6 protein-coding genes are annotated in these 6067 nt (G+C 60.2%); all 6 read right to left on the bottom strand.

The annotated features are described in order from the left end of the window. Window positions 1-155: 155 nt before the first annotated feature. The 6 genes from IIY41_RS12615 to IIY41_RS12640 all read right to left on the bottom strand — a co-directional run bounded on the left by IIY41_RS12615 (window position 156) and on the right by IIY41_RS12640 (window position 5683). A complete protein-coding gene (locus IIY41_RS12615) occupies window positions 156-539 on the bottom strand; it encodes a hypothetical protein (protein ID WP_058723401.1) in 384 nt (127 codons plus the stop codon). Between the two features lie 12 nt (window positions 540-551). Next, the gene (locus tag IIY41_RS12620; RefSeq protein WP_009324285.1) at window positions 552-1142 is read right to left on the bottom strand and encodes a hypothetical protein; all 591 of its coding nucleotides are present in this window, start codon (window positions 1140-1142) and stop codon (window positions 552-554) included. A 12-nt stretch (window positions 1143-1154) separates the two neighbouring features. Beyond that, a complete protein-coding gene (locus IIY41_RS12625; protein ID WP_009324284.1) occupies window positions 1155-2030 on the bottom strand; it encodes a hypothetical protein in 876 nt (291 codons plus the stop codon). Between the two features lie 15 nt (window positions 2031-2045). Next, entirely contained in the window at window positions 2046-3905 is a 1860-nt protein-coding gene (locus tag IIY41_RS12630; protein ID WP_287401031.1) for a hypothetical protein, read from the bottom strand. Next, entirely contained in the window at window positions 3898-4401 is a 504-nt protein-coding gene (locus IIY41_RS12635) for a hypothetical protein (RefSeq protein ID WP_134107958.1), read from the bottom strand. Before IIY41_RS12635 ends, IIY41_RS12630 begins: the two co-directional genes overlap by 8 nt. A 463-nt stretch (window positions 4402-4864) precedes the next feature. After that, entirely contained in the window at window positions 4865-5683 is an 819-nt protein-coding gene (locus IIY41_RS12640) for a tocopherol cyclase family protein (protein ID WP_117461541.1), read from the bottom strand. Window positions 5684-6067: the final 384 nt, after the last annotated feature.

Genomic DNA, 6067 nt, shown 5'->3' on the forward strand with positions numbered 1-6067 from the left:
CTTGTAATCGGGCATCCGGATGGTGGTGCTGTCCAGCCCCTCCTCGTCGCTGCCGCCATGCCAGCCCTTGCCGTTGTTCCGGGTATAGCCCCACCGGCTGTACCCGTACCGCACCCGCACGCGGCCCTTAAAAATTGCCATACGCCATGCCTCCTTTACAGCCCCAGCGCGGCAAGCTGCTGTTCGATGTAGGTGCGCTGCTCCAGCTCGGCCACAAGGTGCATTTCTTCAACGACCTGCCCGGTGGCAATGTCTGTTTTGCTCACGCGCTTTTTGCCAATGCTCGCCACAAGGCAATAGTGCTGGTACACCGTATCAAACACAATTTTCGTGTTGTCCTCGTCCGTCGTTTTTGTCAATCGGATTTTCGCCGTCGCGGCCTCATCCATAAAAGCGGCCTCGAACTCGGCCGCCGTCATGGCATCCTCTGCCATGTGGATTTCCATACGGCTGCGGGCGTTCGGGCTGCCGCTGGGGTATACTGTTGTATCTTCCAACAGTTCATATTCATTTCCGTTTTTCAGTGTGACTTTCAGCATTCTGTGTACCTCCTAAAAATTGCATTTCAGGCTGTAAATATAGCCTGTAAAACTACGGGAATTGTTGTTTGAAAAACCCATCAGAACATAATAGCTGCCGTTATAGCCGGAAGTGTTCAACGTCACGCTGGTCGCTTGCTGGTTGCCCAGCACACGGACTGCAGCAACGTATGAGTTGTCCGCGTTGATCGTAGGCCACGCGCTGAGCAGATAGATGTTGAAAGCTGAATAGGTTTCGGTAGGGTCGAATTTATTGATACTCGCCGTCAGTGATGAAACCGCCGACAGATCGACAGGCCAGTTTGTGATGACGCTGCCGCCGCCCAGATAGCTTCCGGTACACGTCACTGAAATATTTCCGGTGTTGAAAACAGGCTTCGTGCCCGTCTGGTTGCGGTAATAAGTATCGGTATTCAGAAAATAAGCGGCGCGGGCATCCCAGCCCCCGGTAAATCCGGAACACTGATCTCCATTGTTGTACAGGTACTCCGGCGCGCGCTTCCATACCTGCGTGTTTCCGTGTTTCACTACAGATAACGACGTGCCGTTATAGATCACATTCCCGCTCTGCGGCACTGTGACATTGTTGAAAACCAAAGCCATGCCCTCACCGCCTCACGAATAGTTGATTGTCAGCGTGGTGCCGGACAGGCTCATTGATATATTGCTGGCCCGCCGTGCATTGGAAAGCCTGCCGTCGTTGCCCTGGCACACGGTGCCCGCCGCTGAACCAAAGTTCTTGTTGAAGGCGTTGTTTTTCGTGAAGGCGGGTTCGGCCCCCACCTGGCCGGGCGTAAGCTGTACCGTCCTGTCGGCCGACCCGTCAAATTCAGCCATCTGCTGCCCGGCGTTGTTTTGGAGGATGAACTTTTTAGCCACCCGGTCCGCCGCTGCCGCCCGGTCCACCACGCCGTCGCCGTCCGCGTCATAGGTGGAAAACCGCTTCTTGATCTTCCCGAACAGCACGGTCAGCTCTTCCCCCGTCTGGATATCCGCATCCTGCTCCGCCTCGGTAAAAGACGCCGTTACGTTGGAGCCGTCCCCGTTGCGCGGCAAAAGCGGCTGCTGCTCGTTTCCGGGGTCATAGATGCTTTTCGCCATGTCGCCCGCGCCCAGCTCCACCACCTTCGCGCTGATGGCCGCGTCCGTCTCAGCCTTGGAATAGGCCCCCGCCTGCGCCGCCGTCACCCCGTGGGGGTTGTCCGCGCGGTCCGTGTGCGCTTTTACAAGGTCCCGCAGTCCGTTCAGCACCGCCTGCAGCTTTCCCGCCGGCGCGGCCGTCACCCCCTCGGGCGCCGCGGCGCCGATGTCGGCGGCCGCCGTTTCGGCCTCCAGCTGGCCGGCAAGCTCGTTGAACGCGGGCGCAAGCACCTCCCGCGGCAGCTCGTCCATAATGCGCTGCATCTCGGCGGTGGAAACGCCGGGCGTGTCCGGCCGCCCCACGTTCCCCTTGCCCAGCATATCCCCTTCTGTAATTTTTCGAAACGCCATAAGCTCCTCCTTTTCTCAGGCCCGGTAATACCCGGTCTCCACAAATTCAATGCCGATGCTGTCCAGCCCGAACGGCTCGTTCAGCACGCCGTTTTCCACCTTGAACCCCGCCTTGTCCACTTTTTTCAACCGGATTTTGTCCCCCAGCGTGCGGGGCGTGTCGTCGTTGGAGTAAGTGAACTTGGAATAGATCAGATGCGCATAGGAAAAATACCGCGCCGTCACAAAATCGCTGAACAGCTCTTCCCATATGCCCGCAACGCGCCCCCACGCCCGCACGCCCGTCGCCAGCGCGCTGGCCAGCGCCACATAAAACCGGCTGAACGTTTTGTTGCGGTAAAAGGTCCGGCCGCTCAGGTCCGGCGTACGCCAGCACGCGTAGATCGCCTCGCCGTTGTCGTTGTAGTTCAGCGGGTCGGACGGTTCGTTTGCAAATGCGCAGAGCCTGCCGTCCGCCGTGCCGAACCACAGCGCGCCGTCCTGCTCCCACAGCACGCGGGCCGGGATATTGGTACAGTAAAAGCCCGCATACTGGCGCGTGGAATAGGGGGCCGAGCGGTCCGTCTGCGTGGCCTGCAGCCCGTCCAGAATGTACGCGCACCCGTTCAGGCACAGCCAGTACATGTCTTTGTAAACCAGCGCGAACGCTTCCTCCAGCCCGTTTTCCTCCAGCAGCTTCCCGTTCAGGAAGAAGCTGCGGCTCTGGCTGTATTTTTCCCCGGTAATGTCCTGCGCCGTGATGGCGTAAACGCCCAGCTTTGTCAAAAACAGCGGCTCCGTGCCCAGATATCCAAACGAATACGGCCCGATGGCTCCCTCGCCCTGCAAAATGTTCACGATGGGGAACGCGGGCTTGTTGTCCACAAGGGTTCCCTCCCGCACGATCACGTTCCGGTCGGAATCGGTGGAATCTTTGTGCGCCGCCAGCCGGGCGTTTACAATGGAATATCCCACAATGGCGCTGTCGCTCTGGCCCAGCACCGAATAGGCCTGGTCTCCCCAGTAGGTGGGGTCGTTCAATCCGCTGTACCAGTCGTAGTTGATGAGCTGCGGGCTGCCGGACAAAAACAAACGGTCCGTCGCGCCGTTCACGCCGAACTGGATGCCGATGCGGCATTTGTTGATGCGGTCCGCATAGCCCTCAACCGTGTGTGATGCGGTGATTCTCACATTGTCCTGCCCCGCCACCGGGGATACGCCCGGCGCGGTGGTGAACGTGACCGTGCCCGCCGTTCGGTTCACGGTAAAGCCGCTGTTTTCCGCCATCGGCCTCCAGCTTCCGTCCGTCTGCAACAGCTCGGCCTCCACGGGCGTGCCGTCCAGCGGCACAAGGGACATTTGATAGGTCTTGTCCTCCGCCGTACCCAAAAACTGCTCCCGGTATTTCGGGCAGATCAAATTGGCGTTTTCGTATTCCTCCCCGCCGCCGTTCGGCGCGCGCGCGATGGTCAGCGTGGGGATGTATGCGTCCGCGTCCACCCGCGTCACGGCCGTGCCGTCGTAGCACAGCAGCGCCTTTCCGTCCGCGATGTACAGTTTTTCGCCAAATTCCCACGAGCGGCTGCGCGCGTCGTTTGCGTCAGAATACACCACGGAATCGCCCTTGTACAGCTTTGTGCCCGCGTGTACCAGCGGGTCGTGCCCCATCAGCGCGTGATATCCGTTGATTCGCCCGTCCAGCGTCCGCTTCACCTGCCATCCCATGCGCTTGCGCACCTTCCCGGGCACATCGCGGATCATGTTCTCGCAGTCGGGCGAGCGGTTTTCGTCCGCGTTGGCCGGGCTGTTCGTCAGGTCCGCGCCTAAAAAGGTATCAATTTTCACCTGGGACAGCGTGGGAGCCGACGCGCCCGGCATATTTGTCTGCTTAAACATTGCAGCCACCCGTCACGACCGCCGCCGGGCCGTCCGCCTGCCCCGAAAGGTTTGAAAGCTTGCCCTGATACTGCGCGTAAAAGCTCTGGAAAAACCGCTGGTCGTATTCCATGCTCTGTGTCTGCGCCGCAGCGAAAAAAATCACGGCCAATACTGCTTCATCCGGCAAATCAAACTCCGTTTCATCCGGCGCATTGTCCGGAATGTCCGCCGGATACGCCTCATAGCGCAGCGTAAACGCATCCGGCAGCTGCGAATATTTTGTGTACGGATGTGCAATACCGTCTACGATCACGTAGCGCGGTTTACAGCAGTCCTGCGGCAGCGTTTTTTCATCCTCCGCCGCGTACGTTTTTTCGCGCCAGATGGGGTAATACAACGCTACCTCTTTCTGTCCCATGTCAAAAAAGCGGTCCAGCCTGCCCGTCAGGTCCGCCTTCGGCTTTGTTTCATCCAGCAGCTTCAGCACTTCGCTTTTTGCTTCACCCAATGTCATTCCTGCATCTCCCTTCTGTTTCCGTCCGCATGCCCCGGAAGCCGCGCCCCGCCCGCCGCGCGGACGTTTGTCCCGCATGGAGCAGGGCGGCGCTTGTCGGGCTTCATTCGCCCTCCATTTCGCCTGCGGCGAAACCGCGCTGGCCGGTCATCGGCCCCACCGGGGCCGCTATTTTGCCGTTCCCGTCACGGCTGCGCCGCGCCGGGGCCCCAACGGCAAAACCCCGGCGCTTGTCGCCGTTCGGCTCCATTTCGCTGCGCGAAACCGCGCTGGCCGGTCATCGGCCCCACCGGGGCCGATGTTTTGCCGTTCCCGTCACGGCTGCGCCGCGCCGGGGCCCCAACGGCAAAACCCCGGCGCCCTTTGCCTGCTTTCTTAACACTAAGAAAGTAACGCCATCGGCAGATTTCGGAATCAGCCCCCGCTTTCGCGGGGGCCTTCCTTTTTTCCCACAAGCGGCGTTTTACAGCAGTGCGCCGCGCCTTTTTGCGCCGTCCGGCACAGCCTCCTCGCACTCGAGGCTGGCGTTTTCGCTGCACAAGTCGAACACAAGGCCGCCGCCCTCCCAAAAGCGGAACCGTGCCCGGGCGCGGTTGCACTCACGGATGGTCCGCGTCATGCCGTCTGTTCGGGGCGCGCGCAGCGGATGTGCCTCCCGCGCCGCGAAGGACGCTTCCAGCAGATACCTGCCCTGCCGCAGCACAAGCCTGCGGGACGACGCCTCCACGATGCGCACGCCCCGGTAGGTGGCCAGCCGGTATTCACGGCCGCGGTACACAACGGCACAGATGCACCCTGTAAAGGAGCGTCCGCAGAACGGGATATGCGCGACAGAGGCCATCACGCTGCACGGCTGCGCAAAATCGTTGCACTGTACCCACAGGTAGTCCCGTGGAAAGGCGCTGCCCCGGTCGCCCTCAATGTATCCGGTCCCGCCCGTCAGGTCGATGAATCGGCCGTCCACCGTGAACCCGCCCGCCAGCGTGTGCGCCATGCTGTATACGCTGTGGCTGCACTGCATCGGCAGAAAGCGGAACGGCCCCATGATGTCCGTCCTGAGCGGCGACAGCGGGCCGTAGCGCACCGCGCCCTGCACGCCGGGCAGCTCGGCCGCCACGCCCTCCTCCCCAAAGCAGAAGCCCTGCGCCCCGTCGTACTGCCGGACGGTCCCGTTGGTGATCACCTGGACGAACCGGGTTTCCCCCGCGCGCCCGGCAATGAAACAGATGCTCTCGCCGTTTTTCTGGTGCTTGAGATACACGCCTTCAAAAAGATCCTTCATAGAAACCTCCTTCGGAATATCCGGCGCTTGTCGCCGTTCGGCTCCATTTCGCTGCGCGAAACCGCTCGGTCGGTCGTTGCCTCCGCCGGGGCGGGAACAGGAAGCCGCGTGTGAGAAAAGAGGAAGGCCCCCCGCTGTCGCGGGGACGATTACGAGTCTCCGACGGCCTACTTTCTTAGCATTAAGAAAGTAGGCAAAGAACGTTAGGGGGCGTTCCGCTACGCTAAAACAATTGAATTTCAAATTCCATAACAAATTCAATTTTTTCTTCACGCTTCGCTCCGAGGCCCCCTAAGACCCCCAACGGCAAAAGAGGACTGATTTTTCGGAATCTTTCTTAACAGTAAGAATGACATGCGAAAGATTCTTATCGAAAAATCTGGA

This window comes from Ruthenibacterium sp. (genome assembly GCF_017421385.1).
In the GTDB taxonomy this organism is placed as follows: Bacteria; Bacillota; Clostridia; order Oscillospirales; family Ruminococcaceae; genus Ruthenibacterium; species Ruthenibacterium lactatiformans.